Raw genomic sequence first — 19,528 nt, forward strand, 5'->3', positions numbered from 1 at the left:
TTAATTAACTTCAACGTTGAAAAAGGAAATATAATTATGAGTAATCAACTTTTACAATACGAGGCTGGTCAACAGTCTGTACCAATGACCCAACTTACTGACTCGGGCGACCGCAAAGTCTTTGAGAGCGATGCAGAGATGTTCTCCAAGCGCTCTGGGTTTGCCCCAGTAGTTCTGCCAAACGGCGTCCTGACCGGCGCTCAGATCTCTGTAGACACTGGCGTCAATGATTCCGTAGTCGTCGGCAACGCCACAGCCAACTTGCAAGGTCAGAAAGTCACTGTCGCTCAAGACTCTGTCGCACTGACTCGCGCAGCTGTAGATACCCACGTGATCGCCAGTATTGTTATCAATGCATCAGGCGCTTATGAGGCTATCAACGGCGCAGAAGGCACTACATTCAGTGAGACCCGTGGTGAAGCTGGTGGCCCTGCCCTGATTCCGGTAGATGCTATTGAAGTTGGTCAGGTTCGCTTGAGTGCTCAGGCTGTTGCCGAGGTGGCTTCTTCTGAGATTTACCAGGTGCCTGGGCTTCACAAAGAGATGAGCCTTTCTCCGGTCTTCAAAGTGAATTCACAGGCGGGTGAGGTATCTTTCGCAGCTGCTCTGGCTCCGATCCACACTGGCGGTGTTTCAAAGGCTGTCTATGCATCTTACGCAGAGCCGATCTTCGCTGACGTCGATTTGGCTTCTGACTTCCAGCCAAGTGAAAACAGCCACAGCTTGAGTTCTACTGAAGTGTACGGCGGTGCTATCGCTTCTACCTCTACCTCACTGAACGCGGCTTCCTTTACTGCTTACTTAGAAGACGGTATCGCTGATCCGCTTGCACAGCTTGAGTCAGAAGAGCTTTTCTTCAAGTTCTTCCCAGACCGCTACAAGAACAACTACATCGTTGAGCAGGGCAAGTTGGGTATGTCCCGTTCCTACCCTGCCGGTGGACGTGTGCAAGGTGACTTCACTATCTCCCCAGAAAGCCGTGGCGTTTCGGTTGTCGGCTAAGGGAGTGATGTATGAGCTTTGATCTTAAAGCCTTTTCTAAAGCACAGATCGAGCCCAGGACAAGGGAGGTGCCGGTGACGGCCCTCTCTGACTTCTTTGCTGATGGTGAACAAGCAGTTTTCAAAGTTCGCGCACTCGAACACGCGGAAGTATCAAAAGTTCGAGAGTGCAACCAACGCGACGACCTCGTCAAATCGGCCATCGCGGCTCTGAGTGGATCTGACCACGAGAAATCAAAAGCGATCAAAGAAATACTCGGTGATGTGGATGGAGTGCCGGAGCGGACTCGCGTGCGAATTGAAGCACTGAAGCTGGCATGTGTTGAGCCAGTCATCGATCAGCAGTTCGCAGTCAAGCTCGCCCAGTTTTTCCCAAATGTTTTAGAGCACCTGACAGAAGTGATTTTCGAGCTGACCGATCAAGGCGGGGTAATCGCAAAAAAAAAGCCCAAGACCTCTGGAACAGCTCAGACATAGCGTTTGATCTTTTTCTCTGCTCTGAGCAAGGCGGCTTTTTGTATCAGCACCGCCCTGACCTATTCCCTGAGGGCAAGCTGACGGACGTTGAAAGGCATCTATGGGGAATCTTTTTGGAAGAAAGACAGCAACGCATTGAAGCTGAGCGCAAAAAATAACAGGACAAGAACATGGCAACACCAGCAAAATCAACAGTCGAAATAGTTTTTGGGGCAGTCGACAAGACCGGAAACACAATCAATGGAATAACCGGCAAGTTAGATGGCCTTCGAGGCTCCGCAGAGTCTATCGTCAACCCGGTAGCAGGTGTCACTGACGGAATTCTTAAGCTCGACGCTGCCATCGCTGCTGTTGCTATAACCGCTGGGGCATATGCAACCAACCAGGCGATCAAGCTAGAGTCAGCAATGACCGACTTGCAGAAGGTCTTGTCGGAAGGCCAATTCGCTGCGGACTACAAAGACCAGCTGATCGAGCTTTCGAACCAGTTCGGCGTCAGCTCAGACATGGTTACTCAGTCCGCCGCAGATTTCGTCCAGACCGGCTACACAATCGAAGAATCCCTCTACCTTGTCGAACAATCGCTCCTTGGTGTTAATGCCGCTGACCTTGCCGCTGACCAATCCACACAGATTTTGATTCGATCCCTTAAAGGCTTTGGGGCTGAAGCTGACCAAGCTGGCAGATTAATGGACGTACTCAACGCAACGTCTAACAAGTATGCGGTAACAGTTGATGAGCTGGGTAATGGTATGGCCGTCATCGCCCCTCTTGCTCAAACGATGGGGCTGTCTTTTGAGGAAATAACCGCTCTTTTAACACCGATGATTGAGATTACTCAGTCGGGCTCTGAATCTGCAAACGCCCTCAAGACCGTCATGTCTAACCTCATTAAGCCGACCAAAGAACAAGCGCAGGTGCTACGTGATGAATTGGGGATACAGCTCGAAGTAAACGGACAGCGCAGAAACGCAGCAGACATCCTCTCGGACATCATCGAAAAATCCGGAAGCCTGACGGACGTACAAAAGCAGTACATCGCAGCAACCCTCGGCGGTGCAGAACAAGCCTCTCGCTTTTCCATCTTGCTCGGAACCAGTGCAAAACAATCAGAGGTTTTGGAAAACGCTTTAAACTCTTCCGGATCTGCGATGGAAGAATTCGAGGTCAAAACAAGCTCAACAGAATTCGCTCTAAAACAGTTGCAAACTGCATTTAATAACACCGCAGCCAATATCGGTGGCGAATACATCAAAGAGACCCAGGGCGTCACAAGAGCTACCACAGAGCTTTTGGAGTCAATCAGCACAGCCGCTGCTTCAGACAATGCAGATCAGCTTTTCGAAGTGATGCGCGGGGCTTTGCAAGAGCTTGAGGGAGATATATATACGCTGGCAGAGAACTTGCCGGAAGCTTTTGCAAATGTCGACCTGAGCGGATTGCTCGACGCGTTTGGGGTTGCAGGACAGGCGATTGATGACATCTTCGATATTGATGTGTCAGACCCTGAAGCACTATCAGAAGCCATTCAGTTTGTGGTTGATTCGCTTGAGTCTCTGACTCGTGTATCGACTGAAATCTTTAAAGAAATCGACGAAATGGTCGGCGTTGTTGTCGACTCTGTAGATGCTTTCAACAAAAGCGGCACCGGGGCGAAAGAGTTTGCCGGTGAGATTCTCGGCATGGCTAAGCAAGCACAAGTCGCCCTGGGTGTCCTAGGTGGTGTCACTGACGTCCTCGGCGGCATCGGGACTGGTTTGACACTAATCGGTGGAGCACAGTTGACCAAGGCTGTCACTGGCCTCTCTGCTTTTGACAAGATTAAGCCGATGCTCGGGGGTGCCGCTACTGCCGTCTCCTCACTTGCGAGAGCTATGGGGCCTTTGGGAATTGCTCTGACAGCTGTGTCTGCTGGGTTTGCGTATGCGTACAAAGAAAATGAGAAATTCCGAGAAGGCGTACAGATAACGCTAGGTCTTGAGACTGATCACGAAAAACAGGCGAAGCTCACCGCTAAAGCGATTGAAGACCAGGGCAAAGCAATTAGAGAGCTGCGTGAGCAGTATGAGTCAGGAAAAATCAGCTCTGAAGAGTATTCCAAGGCCGTTACAGATATCACTGGTATAAGCAGGGACTGGGCGGAAAGCCTGGACGGCGTTAGGAAAGCAAATGGCGAGCTTGTTGAGTCCAGTGCTGGGGTTGCGGATGCAGCTAAAAAGCAAGGCGAAGAGCTTGGCAAGACATCTGATGCGACTGAAGAGGCATCAAAGAAAACTGACAAATTGGCGGACGGTCAGAAGAAATTGGGCGATGCTGCGGGTCTTGCTGCCGACTCTCTTGGTGTCGCAAGGACTGAGCTGGAAGCCTTGGCTTTTGATGACAAACTGCGTCTTGTTGAGGTGGCTTTCGATATTCAGTCTCGTCAGTTGGAGCAGAAACTGGAGTTCCTGAAGACTGAGCTTTCTTCAGTGAGCGAAATGTTTTCGGATACCGGTGATGTGATTGTCGATATGTTTGACCAGCTCGGAAAGCGAGATGGATACGACAGCGACCGTCTGGACTTTTTGGACTCTGAGATCGACAAGCGGAATATTCTTTTTGAGCAGCACCAGGCGTCGTTGGAAATGGCGAGAGAAGAGCTGGCCGCCCAAGGTGAACTGAATGGGTCAATCGAGGGAATGGGCGCTCTGCTTGAGCTTGCGGCTCAGAAATACCAGCAGGAATTTGGTGGGTCTCTTGAGTCAGCTATCAAAAAGACTGGCACGCTTATCGATGAGACCGGAAAAGTCGTTGATGAGCAAGACCGCGCAACAAAGTCAGTAGAAGACTTTAAGATCAAACTCGATGAAGTGTCTGCGGGAGTCTACAAGGCTGCTGTTGAGCTTGATATCGCACGTGCGGAGACTGCTCTAAAGACGCTTGAGAGTGCTGCTGAGCAGACGATGAATACCATTAGCTCAACTGAAAAAGTCATTGGGAAAGTGGTCGAAGGGATGGACGGTGCAGGTTTCTTTGATCGTCTCAAATTTAACGACATCCTTGATGCAGAAATGGAAATCAGGAAAGAGACTGCAAAGACTGCGAAAGAAATTGCACAATCACAGATAGAACAGGCCAACAGCATAACTCGGATGAATAACGCTCGCGCAGAGGCTTTCGAAAGTGGCTACGCACAGATCCAGGTCAATGCCGATGGGCTGGCCCCTGAATTGGGCTTGGTGCTTGAAAAGCTGATCCAGCTCGCACATGTCGAGGCGTCAGAAGAAGGAATCAACTACCTGCTCGGCTCCTGACTTTATATAGCATTTATTTATATTTTAATGTTATAATAGTTATATAATTAGGAGATTTTAGACATATGAGAGCAGCGATTTTCACAAGACAATTCGACCCGTTAGGTGATCGCCTGCTCTCTGTTGATGCTGGCAGATCCCGCTTGGGTGATGTGTCTCGGCGTAAGACAAGGGTTAAGACTCTCGACGGCGGATACGCTATCGAAGACCGAGGATTCTCACCTGCGGACAGAGCTATACAACTGGCCTTTCGAGCGAGCGAAGCGGAGCGGGACTACTTAAAGTATTTAGTTTCGACATACAGCTACTGCTACATCTGCCTCGACGGTGCTCTCTACTACGTCAGCATCTCTCGTCTGTCTGAGTCCTTTGATCTCGTCACTCTTTATGTCGATGTTCAGGAGCAGTACTGATGCAAAACCTCATTTCTTTCTATAGCGACTCAGCCCTGACACAGCGCATCAAAAGCCAGGACTGGATGATTGGTCTGGATAGCCAGGTGTCGGGTTTGTCCGTAGTCGATGGTGTCGGTATGCCCTCTTCCGGCGTGACCATCTCTGTAGACACAAGCACAAAAGACATTCAGATAGACGACGGCCTCGGGAACTTCACCAATTTCACCCCGCCCTCAAACGGCGTCTGGGTCATGCAGTTCAGCGCCCAAAAGTACGTAGTCCTCGAAGTCACAGACCTTGCTGGTTTGGGGTCAACTAATGCAACGATGACCGGTGGTTTCAGCTACGTAAAAAACAACGTCCTGTCTGATATTACTGCTCAGGAAGCGACCTCGGGCGACGAGGAAACGCATACTATTTACTGTAAAAATGAGTCAGGATCTGAACTACCTTCTATCTCTTTTTATATAGAAGCTTCTCAAGCTGGAGAAAGCTATGAGCTGAGTGCAGACGGTTCGGCTTTTGATGAGTATGTGTCTCTTGCTGATTCGCTTGTGTATTCAAATATTGCGGCGGGTGCTTCTGTTGCAATTCATGTTCGCAGGACTGTTTTAGCGCTCCAGGGCGTGGCTGTTAGCAGTGCCGTCGCTTCTCTGCGCTACTACGTCGAGGAGCCGGTCTAATGGCTTTCGACGGCTCCTTGAACCTAGCTTTTACAGCGTCAGCGCCAATGACCCAGGGTGTCCTCGTGATGCCCTTTTCCGCCTATGCGCCTGTCATAAAGCTGGATACAGAGCTAGAGAAAAGGGTCACCTACCATCTTTACGTAACGACGCAGAACGGTCAGGTAGAGCTACCTATCAAGAGCTTTCAGAGCCGCTTACGACTGGAGGGCACCAGCTTCGTCAGCGCAGTGGCTCCTGCTTTCGATGGTCTCGCTGATCTGAATAAAGGCGACCAGGTGTCGATCACACAGCGCGTTGAGTACTTCTCGAAAGATGCTACTGAGTCAGAGATAGCTAGCGGAAAGCTGACACAGACATATCTCAGCGAGAGCAGCGACAAAAACACTTTGCAGATCAATGCGAACCAAAAATATCAAGTTCCGGGTGCTCCGAAAACTGTAGAAATCCAGCAAGTGCAGTACGTCTCAAATCAGGCTGACGGCAATCTCCTTTTGCGGATCCGACCAACCGATATCCAACCAGGTGACCAAATTTTCTTTCGGGGCGTTGAGCGTCGAGTCAGAGAGATAGTGCTCATAGTCGATGACACTTTGTCCGTAATGGAGGTGCAGTGTGGCTAAAGCGACCGTGCTCCAGAATCTCGGCTCCGGAAAGTACCGCATAAAAATTCAGAAAGACCTGCGTGGCGTCTCTGAAAAGATCGACGCTTTGACTTCTGAAATCGAGTCTCTGGATGAGTCTATCGCTGACAAAAAGACGGCGCTTGAGCTTGCTGAAGAAGACCTAAAGCGAGCGGTTGCGGAAGCTGACGCACTTGGTATCGACTACGACTTTGACAGCGATGATAGCCAATACCGCTCTGACTACATAGACGCCCAAGGCAATGTCACGGCATACGGAAAAGCAGTCGGAAACCTTCGAGAAGAACTCAGGCAGCTCTACGCAAGCAGACTCAATGCCAGCCAAAACCTCGAAGCCTTGCAAGCCATAGAAGCGGAAAAGGAAGTTTATTGCATCGCCGTCGACAAGTCTGATGCTATCCAAGTGGGTGCGGAAGTTTCAGCAATAGAGCACGCCAGAGACGGCAACACGACCGCCTACAGCATCCGCCAAAGCTTCGATCCAGCACAGGACTCTGTCATCGTACCAGGCAAAAAAATGAGCGCTTGGAGTCATCTATACGCCCAGCTCGCACAGCCCGCAGTCCTCACTCAGCGCCCAAAATATTGGTTCGGCGTGATCCGCACAATCGGCGTTAACGGCTTGCTCGCAGAAGTCGACATCTATGATCGAGTGATTCGGTCAGTTTCTTTGAGTCCAAAAAATTCGTCGTTGCATACGTGTGATTGTGACTTCCTTGGGTCGGCTGATTTTCTTGGTCGGTTTGAGGTTGGGGATCGGGTTGTGGTGGATTTTCATTTCGGTTCTGGGACGCCAACGGTTATCGGCTTCGCTCTTGATCCTGGGCTCGATTATGAAGAAGAGCCATACAAGCCAGAGCCTCTGCCGCAACCGAGCGGGTGGGAGCTTGTGGATAATTTTACTTTGTATCTTCGCCAAGGCTTCTATCAAGACCCTGCTCGTGGACTGGTTCCTCCGGCGTGGACTACGGCAAGCGATATAGACGTCGGGCGGCGGGACTTTTCGACGTGGCGGATTGTCGGGACTGATGACGTCTATGATCCATACTTTCATCGCACTAGACCATACACCAAGCATCGACTGATCACATCGACGCATCAGAGCTGTACCCCTACATACTTTTACAGCCAAGCTGGGGTTGGGGTTGATGAGCTGAATTACTACGTGAGAAGCCTTGGGAAGCCGATTGATTTTCCGGTTTTGCATGATCGGTACAGTCGTCTTCATGAGTCCGATTTTTGGGGAAGTTATCATTACTCTTTTTACGATCCTGTTGCTCCGAGCGATGCATATTGGTTTCAAGTGCTTAATGACACGATTAATCACTACCTGGGCGATGCTCATATATACAGCTATCGTAGCTATCAAGAACTGACGGATTATCATAGATACACTGGAATTCTATATAACTCGGTTCCCTCTGGCTGGGTTGGCTCAAAGTCTTTTAGATACGATCAATCGCAGAGCAAAATCTCGAAGAAAAGACCTCGGGTATCTGAAGACGGTTTTATAAAAAAGCTGTCAGGAAAGATTTTCGGAGCAGAGAATGGCTTCGTTAGAATGCTTAATAGTTCGACTAACACTTTTGAAAATGTGTCCGATTACGCTGACTGTGTTGTAGCCATTGATGATCCCCCAGGCGGTGGATTTCGCAGATACACAAGATATTGGGCCGGAAGTTACTACGACATCTATATGCGGTATACGGGGCGGCTTTATCGCCCGATTTATAACTAACTTACTATAACATGTAATGGTGAAAAGCATGGATCAGCAAAGACAAAATTTAAAATGGAGGGCTCGAAGGCGGATGGCCTGGATATCTTTTTTCGCAATTTTGGCAATTGGGGTCGGGGCTTTTCTAAAGCCTGAAGCTGCTTCTCAATCCGTTGGTGTCTTGGGGACGGTTGTCACCCTGCTCGGATCCATCGTTATCGGATACCTGGGCTTTTCGACGTGGGACGACATTAAGACTCAGCAAACTACCGGAGGGTATGAGAGATGAAAGCACTATTTGGAATGATCAAAGGATTTGGCGGTAAAGCTGTTTCAACACTGCTCGGCCCCCGTGTCCTGATCGGTATTTTTCTCACCTTGCTCACGGCTCTTGTCGGCATGTGGTGGCAGTTGGATCACGCAAAAGCAGTCGCAGCTAATGCATCCCTGAACAATAAGAATTTGAGCTTGGTGATCGAAGGAAATCAAAAAGCAATCAAGCAATTACAGAGCGAGCGAGAGAGCTTGGAAAGACTTTTAGAGGTCCGCTCTGCTGAAAAGACCAGTGGTGACAAGCAGGTTGCCCAACTGAAAAAGGAGATAGACGATGTTAAAGCTGATCAATGCCTCGATACTCGTGTGCCTGACGATTTTGCTGCAATCTTGCGCGACAACTGAGTATGTGACAAAAACAGAAATTCAGGTTCTGACACCGCCCACGTCTTTGCTTGAGCCGACGCCTGAGCCAGTGATACCGAATCCGCTGACATATCGGGGGCTGGGCAAGGTTTTGATTGAGTACAAAAATGCCCTTAAGCAGAGCAATGCTGACAAGAGCGCAGTCATACGATGGATCGAGGACAACCAATAAAACTGGTCTTTTCGAGGCCGTAGGCCGGGACTATCCCTGTCCCATCTTTGTGATTACTCCTGAGGTTTGAGCATGTTAGCTGCTTGTCTGAGAGCCAGTCCAAAGCTTCCTTTTTTGAGTTCTCCAAAGCGCCTGTCAGCATTCTTGCGTCGAGCAGTCTCATACTCATTGGCTTTAATTCCAAGGCCTCGTGTGAGTGTGTAATAGATCTGTCTTTCCGCTTCGTAGATGTTGTAAAGCTCTTCACGATCTATCTGCCCCTCGTCTACACTTTGCGATATTGCTTTCAGTAAGCCTGTGGCGACTTGTGTGAGCTGGTCAGAGATGAGGCTCGGCAAGACCGCTACCTCTGCCTCTTCATGCTCCTCGGCTACCTCCGGTACTTTCAGAGGCTCTGGAATTTCAAAGGACATGACACTAGCTATAGAGCGTGCTCCATCGATGATCCCACAAAACTCTCCAGTCCTTGCATCTGAAATGAAGCCATCGAGGTCTTTGTCTTTGATGCGCTGATAAGCTGATGAACCAACGATGACGGGCACGCCACCCGCTAGACCTCTTTTGAGATTGTTCGTCAGAGCTTCTTTGATTTGCTCATCTTGCTTTCGAGCCCAGGTCATCATCTCTTCAGCTGATTCGCCCATCATACTGACTTGATAATGGTCGGGCTGATCGCCCAAAGACCACCTTGTTACTTCTACCGTCTCGTTGCTGAAGATCTTTCGCTTAGCTCTTTTCTTGCCATCGATCTCACCGACCAGCACGGCTTTAGTCTGATAGACGATGACGTCTTGTGCTTTCGAGTCTAATTTTGCGTACATTTTTAAGTCCTCTTTTTATTATTTGGTATGGTATTAGTAAGACAGACGATATCTCAGCTCTGACTTGAGCCATAAAGATAAAGTCTCCCAATATGGTGCCAAGGTGGTCAGATGCAGAATCTCTTTGTATCTAGAATTGATGAAGTGATCAGTCACCTCCCCGCTCAGGTCTTCGTAGTCAAAGCCAGGCAGTTCGGCAGAGTCGATGTCTTCATACTCAAGCTCGAAAGACGATAGGTCGTCATCAGATGTGCGACATGCAGCAAATCGAACTTTGCACTGAGTCTCTTCTCCTTCGACGATGAGAGCGAAAGTAGAGACAAGACGTACAATGACCGACTTTTCTTCGCTAAATCTCTGTGTCTCGATAGATACAAAGTGAACGTCGTCAATTGCCAGCTTTGCGATATCCACTTCTTCCACTGTTAAAGCTCTGCCATTGAGAGGCTCAGGTTTAAACTCGATTTTCAGCTCATCTAAAACGTTATACTTGCTCATAAAAATATCCTCTTTGTTTTTGTTAATAGATATTTATTTATCCATTAGAAATATAATATCACATATATATTAAAATGGAAGCATGCAACCAAAAATAAATGTGATGCGATTATTTTGACATTTAAAAAGCTAAAACATATAAAATGGAAGGCGACAATCTCAATATCTATGCTGGGTTTGCCTTATAAATAATGACAAATGCCAAAATATTAATTATGAAAAACAACAAACTTCTCAGAAATATTTAACAATTATTTACATTTATTTACACTATTTTTACATTATGCAGCTGATGAGGCTTCAGAAATTTCTCGAACTCGATTCTTATTGTAAAAAGCTTTAAAGGTATCAGACCGGAAGTATTCATCTTGCTCATCTTCGAAAGTGTAAGCGATGTTAAGTCCGGCTTTGATCTGCCGCTCTGCCCATTCTTCATGCGTATACCTGCTGCCATCTTTTCTCGGGCTTGCAAAGCTGCACTCAATGCCACGTCTTGCGAAAATGAAAAGTATTCCAATGTTATTTTGCTGACAAACTTCTTTATACTTTCTTGCCTCTTCTTGATCTCTCAGGATGCCTTTTATTTCGATAGCGATATTAGTTCCATGTATGAGACCGTCTGATGTGTAAGTGCAGTCTTTTCGATACGGGACTTGGTGTCGCTGGGTGTAGAGCTGGAGCTTTGCTAAAGGCCCATCTGTCATTACTCTTGCTTCAAGGAGAGAGTCGACTCGGTGGCCGTCGATAGTGCCTATGCGCTGGATTTTTGGGAAGTAGTGGCGTAAGTAGGGGTTTGAGGCTAGGCGCTGGTGCTCTTCTTGGTCTGCTAGATCTTGTGCTTCTTTTACTGCTTTTGCGTATCTTAGCTTAGTCTCTCGATTTGCGTTTGATATGTCTAAATCTGCGTATTCAGCCAGGATCTTTTTCTGTTGTTCGCCTGTTGTTTTGGCTTTTTTAGAGTCAAAGACTATACCGCTTTCAGCAATCATCTTTAGATACATAAAAGCATCTTCGGGAGCTAAAGCGTCTATATCTATATCTGCAAGTATAGAAAAATCAAAGCCTATTCTTTCTTCTGCTAAACTCATTCATACATACCACTTCCTTGTGACTAATTTAATCACATATATATACTTATATCAAGTAACTTTTTATATTTATTTACATGCGATAAAAAAGAGCCACTATATAGCAGCTCCTTTATTTTTCTTTGATTTAGATGTCGTAGTGTTCGCCCCACTGAAGCCTTGCCATTTTTCGTGAGTGCGACTTATGTATGGCTAGATCTGTAAGCACATTAGATAGAGTTAAAAGCTCGTCTATACCGCTTTTACTATTCATGCTCATCACAGCTGACTTTGAAAGTGGTGCTCCCTGCGTTTTCGAATTTATTTTTGTTGTGCTACTTTCCTTATCAATTCTTCTTCCTTCTGCTTTCTCAACTGTTGAGCGTGGACCTCCAGCTTCCGGTCTGCTTCCATCGCTTCTTGCTCCAGGCGTTGTTTTGATGCACGCTGAAATATCTCTCTCTTGCTCATATTTGATACCTTCTGATTTTTTTCCTGTTGGTTTCATTAAGTTCGTTTCTCGGTCGTACTTCATTCCGGTCAAAGCTGAAAAGGTCAGACGTGTGCTTTTGAGCTTTGCTCCTGCTGCTGACCTGCCTTCCATGCTGTAGCTGATGCCGGTCGGAAAGCCTTTGTCATTGAGCGTAACGAGAGGCTCTACACCAACAGCCCGGACGTTATCGAGGAACTCCGAAAAGGTTTTGCCTTGGCTCTTCTCTACTGCCTTACTTAGCCTTGCGATGATGCGTGTTTTCCACGGTGCTTGGCTTTCTCCGGTCTTTCCGAAGTTGCGGATCGTTCCCTCAAATTCTTGCCTGCTTAGATCTGCGCCCCAGGTTGTGTCTGGGCTCGGAGTCACTGACAAGCCGAATTCGTTCTCCAACTCCCTCATCACTTCCATGCCTCGGGCATGATCGTTGGCGTCGTCTACGAGTCTGTATGGCTGAGGTTTATTGCCCTTTCCGCCGTTCTTTCTTGCTTCGCTACGCTCCATGGCTTGCGGGTTGTTTTGCACTCTGCAAGCAACGATATGGATGTGCTGATGGTCTTTCTCATCGTGCAGAGCTGCTGTCCATTTTGTATCCAAACCGTAGCCCATGGCCCTCATGTACTTTTTTGCCGCTTTTTTCCATTGTTCGTGAGACAGCTTTTCTCCGTGCGGCAAGCTGATGACGTAGTGAGCGAATCGGTTTTCTGAGCGCTGGTTTTTGTCTGCTAGATAGTCGAATTCTTGCTCCATCGGGTCTGTGTCGATCTCGACTACCCTGCCCTTTTCGTCCCGTCTTATTGGGTTTGGGGATAGGCCTTGTGTGTGTATGAGATGCACGCAGTCTTTGACATCGTGTTCGTGTCCGTCGCCTCGAAAGACGTATCGCAGGGTGTTTCCGCTTGAGTTTCTGTAAGCCATTTTTTTATGAATCATTTTCTTTATCCTCTTTATTTACTTGTTATTGTAAATTGCTTGAGCTGCTTGGCTGATGACTGACTTAATCTCAGCGAATTGCTCTGAATCTTCGTCCATGTCTTCTTCAAGCTCAGTGAGATACGCATTCAGGATCGTCAGATAGTGCTCAAGCGCAGACAGAGCACTGACATCGATAGAGCTGGGCTTTTCAGACATAATCAAGTCCCTCACAAAGCTAGACGGATCACCTGGCCATCCGGACTCCTTTATTAAACGCTGGAGCTTCTTTTGCTCTTTGATGTTCAAGCGGAGCATGAGAGCAGGAAGGCGCTTCTCAGATGGATCCTTTCTCGGACGCCCACCTCTTCCTTTTTTTGGTATTACTTCGACTGACTGATTTTCTGATTCGATTTTCATAGACACCTCGTTGTTGTTATTAGCGCAGAACCCGGAGGGTTTGAGCATCCAGCGTTTCAATAACTCGATGACCGACAGGGAATTGAGTTACTTGAAACATAGCTGGCCTTATTATTTTTTGTTGTTTTTAGTAGTATATCAAAGTAGTTACAATCTCATTCGATAATTACAGGCTTTACTCTTAGTTTTTATAAGTAAAACAATTGATTAAACAACATTCAAAAAAAATAATAACGTAATACCGCGATATTTTACTTTATTATATGTAAATGCTAACTAATTTCACTATGCGCTAATATAAAAAAAACGATAGCAAGAACAGATCACTTTAATATATGTAAAAGCTAACTAATATAAAAAGTTATTTCCTGCTAGCTCTTAAAATAAAAAGGTCGGTATTACGTTGTTTTTACATTAATATATGTAGATGCTAACTATTTTGGACGATATTTTCGCATCACATACTGACTCGAAAAGTGATGCTGTAGATTTTAGATGTGATACTTTTCTGACTACATAGCGACACTTTGTCTTTTGATATGTGATACTTATCGCTCTAGAAAGTGATGCTTTCAACTGCAAAAGTATTGCATTTTTTGACAGAAGTGATACGACTAACTATAATAGGTATTACGTTCTCTCTCGACAAGTGATACGAAAAATGCCGAAAGCATACACTGAGCACGAAAAGAAAATTTCAAAAGCTTCAAAGGCTTGGCGAAACTATCAGTGGATCTGCTCTGATGAGTATGCCCAGGATATGGAAGATAGACACATACTCATAGCGGAAGGAGACTACACCGGAAGGCCTCCTGTCCCTCTTCAAAAGCAAAAAGAAAGAGCCTTGCAAGAGTACAAAGACGCTCTCGAAGACCTGCGCAGATATGAGCGTCAAAAGCATCTTAAGCACATGCAAGAAGACGATATCAAAGACTTTGTAAAGGCCCAGGGGCACGAAAACAAGGGACGGAAAAGAGGTGGTCGGGCTATCGCCTTGCAGAAGTATATACGACGCATCGAGCGACAGATAGAAGAGACCAAAGAAGCTCCTGAAAGCGACTTTGTCCGAAAGGATGGTCGAGGTCGTCCTCCCATGAGTCGCCTCCAAAAGGTCAGGCACTACGAAAGACTTGTCGAAAAAGCACGAGCAGAGCTGATCGACACGTACAGCGAGATGAGCGAAGAGGATCGGATCTGGCACGAGATGCACGATCTTAAGACAGACCGCAGACAGCTACGTCTCGCTCTCAGGGATCCGGACAACAACCAGTCGTCGAGGATCTGGAGACAGTTTGAGACGGCTGAAAAAATCGAAGAGGCTCTAACAGACGTCAATACTCTAATTTCGAAAAGAGAAGCTGAACTTAAAATGATCCAGGCTGGGATCGAGCTTCCGAAAAGAGCGGAGGATATCGATCCTGACGGCCCTCACTCTGCTGAGCTGTATCGTCGGACGCTTGAGCACATGATCAAAGAGCAGAAAAAAATTCAGAAATTGGAAGAAGAAGCACGGAAGCTCGGTATCGACGTATCGAAGCTCAAGAACTGATAAACTACAGGACTTTTTGGGGTCCGCTACGCGAATGTCCAGGGGTACAGTATGCAGATGGAAAGCCCAGATCTTTTTGAGTCGTCCGGCATCAAGCTTGAAAAGCCAAGACTGGAAGATAAATCCGAACTGATCATCGGAGATGCCCGCAAGGTTCTGGCGGATTTTCCCGAGCAGCATTTTGATTGCATCGTCACCTCCCCTCCTTACTGGGGGCTCAGGGATTATGGATACGACGGGCAGATCGGAGCGGAGTCAACGGTCGACGCTTACATCAATGACTTGGTAAAGCTCTTTAGAGAGGCTCGCAGGACACTCAAGGACGACGGCACCCTCTGGCTTAACATCGGCGACAGCTATACGTCAGGCGGTCGCACATGGCGTCAAAAAGACTCAAAGAACAAGGGTCGCGCCATGTCTTACCGTCCCGACACCCCCGAAGGGCTAAAGCCGAAAGACCTCATCGGTGTGCCATGGAAAATCGCTTTCGCCCTGCAAGCGGATGGCTGGTATCTTCGCACGGATATCATTTGGAACAAGCCCAACTGTCAGCCCGAGTCAGTAAAAGATCGCCCAACTCGCTCGCATGAGTACATCTTTTTGCTCACAAAAAGCGAGAGGTACTACTACGACTACGAAGCGATCAAAGAACCTGCTGTCGATCCAAAAAAGCCGAAAAAGAACCGCAGGACGGTTTGGAACATCAATACCGAGCCTTACCCCGGCAGTCACTTCGCGGTCTATCCGAGAGAGCTTGTGAGAGTGTGTGTCGCTGCCGGATCCCGTGAGGGAGGACGCGTCCTAGACCCATTCTTTGGATCCGGCACGACTGGCGTGGTCTGCAATGAAATGAATCGCTACTGCACAGGCATCGAGCTGAGCGAAGACTATGCAGGACTGGCTAGAGAGCGGTTACGGAGCCAGCGCTGATCCGAATTCCCAGGTGGCGTGAACAAAACACAGATCCTTCCTGAGCTTTTTGATCTGTAGTTTGCGCTCACCTCCTCCATCGAAATACAGCTCGTATTTCAGATTTCCGTGAGCATCAAAGACTCGACCGTATCCTGGCTGGGGGTTTTGCGTGCTGTTGACCATGCTTTCAAACTGGCAGTTGGTCTGAGCCTCCATCATCAGTGAGTGCGGAATCTCGACCAGCTCATACTTCAGGTGCTTCGGATCCTTGGATAGGCAACGGAAAGTAAAGATCCTCTGATACCCCTGAAGGTGCTCTATAAAGAGATCCCTAAGCCTCGGCAGCTCCCAAGCACCTCCCCCAAGCTCCATCATCTTACTGATGTGTATGTAGTCTTCCTTAATCGACCTGTCGGCCTGAGTCTTGAGCGATACAGGAACGCCATTGATCGTTATGTCGTGCCCCCTGTTGGTCGGGTTAGTCTCAAGATAAGCGTTGATACCAGCTGACTTCAGGGCGTACTCAAAAGCGTACTCAAAGCGATCCTTGGAGAGATTCTGACGACTTGCCGCGTGGTGGGCGATCAACCGGTCTCCGATCTGTATGAGCACCTGATCGCTTATAAGATCCGAATTTGGATTCCGCCGAAACAGAGTCCCTTGATCGAGATATGCGTTAACCGTATTTACTACGACAGTCTGCTGGGTGGGTGTTAGTTGCTTGATCTTATTGTTTAGCTTTGCAAGCTCTTGATCTGTGAGCACTTCTCAAACTCCTTGTAAATGACTCAAGAAATTCGAGAGTAAACTAATTTGTTGACAGGGACCAGTGGGGTTTTTAGGTTCAAGGCGTCAACAAATTTGTGTACAATCCCCCGCTCCAAGTAATGCCCTCGTAGCTCATCTGGATAGAGCGGATGCCTCCTAAGCGTCAGGTAGCAGGTTCGAGTCCTGCCGAGGGCACCATTACCCTTTTTGGGTAGCCGGTTCGAGTCCCTTTCCCTCTCCGAAATACATTGACATAAAATCAGTTTCTGCCTATTTTTACGGAAAAAAGAAACTTTTTTGTTGACACCATACCCCCGGATTTGCGCTATTTTGCACTACTGAGCAAGTAAATTTGATAATAAAATCAATAACTTAAAAATTGACGACAGCCCCCTCCTAAGGGGAAGGTAGCAGGTTCGAGTCCTGCCGGGGGTACCACATTTTCACTGAAAACCCTGCCTTTTCAACGTCTTGAACGATATTCCATAGGCTCACTGTGATACAAAGTGGCAACGCGGTGTGATACACCTGCCGGAGGTTGCCGGTTCCATTGTAGGAGCTGTATGCAGTGATAGTGAAGTTGGGTTGTGCCTTGTCCATCAAAACGCAGTACCTTCAATGCGACCAAGCACAGCATCCGGAAGCGTTGATGCTTTGGTTGGTTTACCCAGGCGATCACGCACCGCGTCAGGTTCGTGCTACCTTCGCAACTGTTCGCGATTCGGTTCAGTCATGGGTATATCCTTCTAGCCAGATTTGTATCAGCAAGAAGTATAGGTGGGTTCCGCCACACAAACGGCTGGTCAACTGGCCGGGTACTTCACGCCTCCCGTAACTGGTGGATCAACCTGGTACGGCCGATTATGGCGAAAAGCATATTGGCGCTTGATTCGTATCAAAGTATTCAGGCCCAGGTGGGTTATGCTTGGCTTGTGACCGGCTGGTAGCGAACCAACCACTGGACGCCAGATCGAAACAGCCTCAACCGGGAAACCATCATGAGGGTTCGGCAACTAATCGCGGCATTTTTGAGCATCCTGCTGGTGGCAGGCGGCCCCGCGGTCGGTGCTGTGCCAGAGCCGAACGGTCATAGCGGCGTGGCAATGACTCAGATCACCGATTGCGGAGATCTGGGTCACGAGACTTCCGGGTCTGCAGGCGAGGCCGCCGGTGCCTGCAACGAACCGCAGCAATCTCACTGTCTTCTCAGCGCCCCTCATTGCTCTTTCACTTTTGTATACGGTGTCGTGGGCGGTTTTCCGGCTACACTGCCCAAGGTTAGCGACCTGTTCACGCACTCAGCGGTGCGAACGGCTTACCAGAGCCCCATTCCTGAGGTTCTCACACCTCCCCCAAATCTCCTTTCCTGAACATTACCCAGAGATGGTACCGGGCAGACATTGCCGGGTAATTCAGAACTGTTCAGTTATCCAGAGGCGTGCCTCAACAGCCGCTGGCTTCATGACCGCACGTCCGAGAGGAGATTCCAATGAAAAGTACGAAACTCAGAATCGTTGGCGCTGGCGTGGTATTCGCTGCTGCAATCGGTAGTGTCGCCGTTTATGCCCACCAGTCCGAACACGGTGGCATGGGCATGATGGGTGACCATATGGGCAAGATGGAAGGTATGGAAGGGATGATGACGATGATGTCTTCCATGTCCAGCGAGGAGCATGCCGCGATGCATGAAGCCTGCCTGAAAATGATGGATGGTGGCGAACAAGCCGGCCACTCCGACCACCATGATGGTTCAACCGCCCAGTAAGCCAGACCACCGGCACCTGTTATCCAAGGGTGCCGGTCGTTACCCTCTTTTTTTCGAAGGAAATATCCATGAAAACTCAAGTTACCCTGGGCCTGATGGCCCTTGTTATTGGCACCACCGCGATCGGTTTCAAACTGCAGGCCGCCGAGTCCACCGGTGAGCGGGCCGCCACCGCTCAGGTGGAGCGCGTCATAACCGTTCACAAGAGCGCCAGCTGTTCGTGTTGCACAGGCTGGATCGAGCACCTTGAGGAAAACGGCTTTGAGGTAACGGTGAAGGACACTGACAACATCAACCAGGTCAAGATCGAGCATCAGGTACCCCGGGAGCTGTCTTCCTGCCATACCGCCATTATCGACGGTGCAGTGATAGAGGGCCATGTACCGGCGACTGACATTGTTGCGTATGTGGACTCACAGTCCCGCCCCTTCGGTGAGCGGACCATCGGTATTGCGGTCCCCGGTATGCCCCACGGGGTTCCGGGCATGGAAACCGGGCGGCAGGATGACTATGACGTGATGGCGTTCGCCGCCGGCGGACGCGCGGAAAGTGTCAAGCGTTACGAGTACTGATGATGCCAGACCTGGCAACCTGGGGCATCATGGCCGCCTTTATGGGCGGCCTGGTGTCCTTCTTTTCCCCGTGTACGCTGCCCCTGGTTCCTGGTTACCTGTCTGTGGTAACTGGCGGGGCGGTCAACGACAGCGTCAATCGCCTGAAGGCGTTCTGGCTGAGCCTTTGCTTTGTGTTGGGTTTCAGTCTGGTGTTCGTGGCCCTCGGCGCGAGTGCGAGTCTGGTGGGTCAGTGGCTCATGGGCTACCGGCAGCAGGCCAACCTGGTTGCCGGCGTGCTCATTGTGCTGATGGGACTGTTCATGATGGGCTGGTGGAGTATGCCGGCCCTGCAACGGGACTGGCGCCTTGGGCAGGCCCTGGAAGGGGGGCGCCCGACGGCATCCTTCCTGCTGGGTGTGGCGTTTGCCATCGGCTGGACACCCTGCATAGGACCAATCCTGGGGGCCATACTGGCGCTCAGTTCTACTCACGCCAATGCCGAAGCCGGCATGTTGTACCTGGCGGTCTATTCACTGGGGCTGGCTGTGCCATTTCTGGTCACCGCCCTGTCGATCGAGCATTTCCGTAAGCGCGTGCGCTGGTTGAGCCGCTGGAGCCGTCACCTGCGGGTGCTCGCGGGTGTGGTGCTGGTTATCATGGGCGTGATGGTGATTACCGGTCAGATGACACG

Annotated in this window: 20 protein-coding genes and 1 tRNA gene; 15 read left to right on the top strand and 6 right to left on the bottom strand. The window is 48.9% G+C overall.

Features of this window, described 5'->3' with window-relative positions:
• Positions 1–36 precede the first annotated feature (36 nt).
• The 9 genes from BM036_RS16545 to lysC all read left to right on the top strand — a co-directional run bounded on the left by BM036_RS16545 (position 37) and on the right by lysC (position 9,081).
• On the top strand, positions 37–1,002 hold the full coding sequence (locus BM036_RS16545) for a hypothetical protein (RefSeq protein WP_091854402.1): 966 nt from the start codon (positions 37–39) through the stop codon (positions 1,000–1,002).
• A gap of 11 nt (positions 1,003–1,013) precedes the next feature.
• Positions 1,014–1,478 (top strand): hypothetical protein, encoded by a 465-nt coding sequence (locus BM036_RS16550; protein ID WP_091854403.1) that lies wholly within the window; start codon positions 1,014–1,016, stop codon positions 1,476–1,478.
• A 170-nt stretch (positions 1,479–1,648) separates the two neighbouring features.
• A complete protein-coding gene (locus tag BM036_RS16555) occupies positions 1,649–4,771 on the top strand; it encodes a phage tail tape measure protein (RefSeq protein ID WP_091854404.1) in 3,123 nt (1,040 codons plus the stop codon).
• 65 nt (positions 4,772–4,836) lie between these two features.
• Positions 4,837–5,184 (top strand): hypothetical protein, encoded by a 348-nt coding sequence (locus BM036_RS16560; protein WP_091854405.1) that lies wholly within the window; start codon positions 4,837–4,839, stop codon positions 5,182–5,184.
• Positions 5,184–5,849, top strand: a complete 666-nt coding sequence (locus tag BM036_RS16565; RefSeq protein WP_091854407.1) for a hypothetical protein — start codon at positions 5,184–5,186, stop codon at positions 5,847–5,849. The genes BM036_RS16560 and BM036_RS16565 overlap by 1 nt, the downstream gene beginning before the upstream one ends.
• Positions 5,849–6,472, top strand: a complete 624-nt coding sequence (locus BM036_RS16570) for a hypothetical protein (protein WP_091854409.1) — start codon at positions 5,849–5,851, stop codon at positions 6,470–6,472. The genes BM036_RS16565 and BM036_RS16570 overlap by 1 nt, the downstream gene beginning before the upstream one ends.
• Positions 6,465–8,231 (top strand): hypothetical protein, encoded by a 1,767-nt coding sequence (locus BM036_RS16575; RefSeq protein WP_091854411.1) that lies wholly within the window; start codon positions 6,465–6,467, stop codon positions 8,229–8,231. Before BM036_RS16570 ends, BM036_RS16575 begins: the two co-directional genes overlap by 8 nt.
• Positions 8,232–8,495: 264 nt before the next feature.
• The gene (locus tag BM036_RS16585) at positions 8,496–8,888 is read left to right on the top strand and encodes a hypothetical protein (RefSeq protein ID WP_091854415.1); all 393 of its coding nucleotides are present in this window, start codon (positions 8,496–8,498) and stop codon (positions 8,886–8,888) included.
• Positions 8,818–9,081 carry an Rz1-like lysis system protein LysC gene (gene lysC, locus BM036_RS20560; protein ID WP_425434103.1) on the top strand — a complete coding sequence of 88 codons (264 nt, stop codon included), beginning with the start codon at positions 8,818–8,820 and terminating at the stop codon, positions 9,079–9,081. Before BM036_RS16585 ends, lysC begins: the two co-directional genes overlap by 71 nt.
• 53 nt (positions 9,082–9,134) lie before the next feature.
• On the opposite strand, the gene BM036_RS16590 is transcribed toward lysC, so the two are convergent.
• From BM036_RS16590 to BM036_RS16610, 5 genes are all read right to left on the bottom strand, one after another.
• Positions 9,135–9,902, bottom strand: a complete 768-nt coding sequence (locus BM036_RS16590; protein WP_091854416.1) for a hypothetical protein — start codon at positions 9,900–9,902, stop codon at positions 9,135–9,137.
• 33 nt (positions 9,903–9,935) lie between these two features.
• Entirely contained in the window at positions 9,936–10,400 is a 465-nt protein-coding gene (locus tag BM036_RS16595; protein WP_091854418.1) for a hypothetical protein, read from the bottom strand.
• A gap of 281 nt (positions 10,401–10,681) precedes the next feature.
• Positions 10,682–11,488, bottom strand: a complete 807-nt coding sequence (locus BM036_RS16600; protein ID WP_091854420.1) for a hypothetical protein — start codon at positions 11,486–11,488, stop codon at positions 10,682–10,684.
• Positions 11,489–11,615: 127 nt separating this feature from the next.
• Entirely contained in the window at positions 11,616–12,890 is a 1,275-nt protein-coding gene (locus tag BM036_RS16605; RefSeq protein ID WP_091854422.1) for a relaxase/mobilization nuclease domain-containing protein, read from the bottom strand.
• Between the two features lie 18 nt (positions 12,891–12,908).
• Positions 12,909–13,289, bottom strand: coding sequence for a hypothetical protein (locus tag BM036_RS16610; protein ID WP_143066635.1), 381 nt, complete (start codon positions 13,287–13,289; stop codon positions 12,909–12,911).
• A 661-nt stretch (positions 13,290–13,950) separates the two neighbouring features.
• Here BM036_RS16610 and BM036_RS16615 point away from each other — a divergent pair.
• Positions 13,951–14,838, top strand: coding sequence for a hypothetical protein (locus BM036_RS16615; protein WP_091854425.1), 888 nt, complete (start codon positions 13,951–13,953; stop codon positions 14,836–14,838).
• A 51-nt stretch (positions 14,839–14,889) separates the two neighbouring features.
• A complete protein-coding gene (locus tag BM036_RS16620) occupies positions 14,890–15,768 on the top strand; it encodes a DNA-methyltransferase (protein WP_091854427.1) in 879 nt (292 codons plus the stop codon).
• Here BM036_RS16620 and BM036_RS16625 read toward each other — a convergent pair.
• Positions 15,751–16,515: a hypothetical protein gene (locus tag BM036_RS16625; protein ID WP_091854428.1), complete on the bottom strand. Its 765-nt coding sequence runs from the start codon at positions 16,513–16,515 to the stop codon at positions 15,751–15,753. The two genes, BM036_RS16620 and BM036_RS16625, sit on opposite strands and share 18 nt — an antisense overlap.
• 124 nt (positions 16,516–16,639) lie before the next feature.
• Here BM036_RS16625 and BM036_RS16630 point away from each other — a divergent pair.
• From BM036_RS16630 to BM036_RS16655, 4 genes are all read left to right on the top strand, one after another.
• Positions 16,640–16,716 (top strand) — tRNA-Arg (locus BM036_RS16630).
• Positions 16,717–18,007: 1,291 nt separating this feature from the next.
• Entirely contained in the window at positions 18,008–18,283 is a 276-nt protein-coding gene (locus BM036_RS16645) for a hypothetical protein (protein WP_091854434.1), read from the top strand.
• A gap of 68 nt (positions 18,284–18,351) precedes the next feature.
• Positions 18,352–18,855 (top strand): DUF411 domain-containing protein, encoded by a 504-nt coding sequence (locus BM036_RS16650; protein ID WP_091854436.1) that lies wholly within the window; start codon positions 18,352–18,354, stop codon positions 18,853–18,855.
• Positions 18,856–18,857: 2 nt separating this feature from the next.
• On the top strand, positions 18,858–19,528 hold a 671-nt coding region (locus BM036_RS16655), incomplete at its 3' end, for a cytochrome c biogenesis CcdA family protein (RefSeq protein WP_091854439.1).

The sequence above is a fragment of the Marinobacter segnicrescens genome (genome assembly GCF_900111555.1).
In the GTDB taxonomy this organism is placed as follows: Bacteria; Pseudomonadota; Gammaproteobacteria; order Pseudomonadales; family Oleiphilaceae; genus Marinobacter; species Marinobacter segnicrescens.

Bases quoted from the DNA above. Each gene is read 5' to 3' on its own strand.
- BM036_RS16545 (WP_091854402.1), top strand. From the start codon at position 37: ATGAGTAATCAACTTTTACAATACGAGGCTGGTCAACAGTCTGTACCA.
- BM036_RS16550 (WP_091854403.1), top strand. From the start codon at position 1,014: ATGAGCTTTGATCTTAAAGCCTTTTCTAAAGCACAGATCGAGCCCAGG.
- BM036_RS16555 (WP_091854404.1), top strand. From the start codon at position 1,649: ATGGCAACACCAGCAAAATCAACAGTCGAAATAGTTTTTGGGGCAGTC.
- BM036_RS16560 (WP_091854405.1), top strand. From the start codon at position 4,837: ATGAGAGCAGCGATTTTCACAAGACAATTCGACCCGTTAGGTGATCGC.
- BM036_RS16565 (WP_091854407.1), top strand. From the start codon at position 5,184: ATGCAAAACCTCATTTCTTTCTATAGCGACTCAGCCCTGACACAGCGC.
- BM036_RS16570 (WP_091854409.1), top strand. From the start codon at position 5,849: ATGGCTTTCGACGGCTCCTTGAACCTAGCTTTTACAGCGTCAGCGCCA.
- BM036_RS16585 (WP_091854415.1), top strand. From the start codon at position 8,496: ATGAAAGCACTATTTGGAATGATCAAAGGATTTGGCGGTAAAGCTGTT.
- lysC (WP_425434103.1), top strand. From the start codon at position 8,818: ATGTTAAAGCTGATCAATGCCTCGATACTCGTGTGCCTGACGATTTTG.
- BM036_RS16590 (WP_091854416.1), bottom strand. From the start codon at position 9,902: ATGTACGCAAAATTAGACTCGAAAGCACAAGACGTCATCGTCTATCAG.
- BM036_RS16595 (WP_091854418.1), bottom strand. From the start codon at position 10,400: ATGAGCAAGTATAACGTTTTAGATGAGCTGAAAATCGAGTTTAAACCT.
- BM036_RS16600 (WP_091854420.1), bottom strand. From the start codon at position 11,488: ATGAGTTTAGCAGAAGAAAGAATAGGCTTTGATTTTTCTATACTTGCA.
- BM036_RS16605 (WP_091854422.1), bottom strand. From the start codon at position 12,890: ATGATTCATAAAAAAATGGCTTACAGAAACTCAAGCGGAAACACCCTG.
- BM036_RS16610 (WP_143066635.1), bottom strand. From the start codon at position 13,289: ATGAAAATCGAATCAGAAAATCAGTCAGTCGAAGTAATACCAAAAAAA.
- BM036_RS16615 (WP_091854425.1), top strand. From the start codon at position 13,951: ATGCCGAAAGCATACACTGAGCACGAAAAGAAAATTTCAAAAGCTTCA.
- BM036_RS16620 (WP_091854427.1), top strand. From the start codon at position 14,890: ATGCAGATGGAAAGCCCAGATCTTTTTGAGTCGTCCGGCATCAAGCTT.
- BM036_RS16645 (WP_091854434.1), top strand. From the start codon at position 18,008: ATGAAAAGTACGAAACTCAGAATCGTTGGCGCTGGCGTGGTATTCGCT.
- BM036_RS16650 (WP_091854436.1), top strand. From the start codon at position 18,352: ATGAAAACTCAAGTTACCCTGGGCCTGATGGCCCTTGTTATTGGCACC.